Below are 216 nucleotides of genomic sequence, written 5' to 3'. Positions count from 1 at the left end.
CGTCAGCATGTTCGACAAGCTGCAGCAGGCCAACCGCCTCAACGACAACGGCTCCTGGCCCTATTTGCGCAGCCACCCGCTGACCACGCAGCGCATCGCCGACATGCACGCGCGCCAGCCGCCGGGCAGCAGCACGGCGGCGCCCGCGCCGACGCTCGAGCACGCGATGGTGGCGGCGCGCGCGCGCGTGCTCTCCCGACCCGGCACCGATGTGCT

The 216-nt window shown here is 72.7% G+C and carries 1 pseudogene; it reads left to right on the top strand.

The window, feature by feature from the left end:
• Window positions 1–216: pseudogene (locus tag B2J89_RS22400) on the top strand (peptidase M48); the annotation flags it as partial.

The organism is Acidovorax sp. SRB_24, assembly GCF_012931925.1.
The sequence above is the reverse complement of the archived record's forward strand: the minus strand, read 5'-3'. Positions and strand labels throughout refer to the sequence as shown.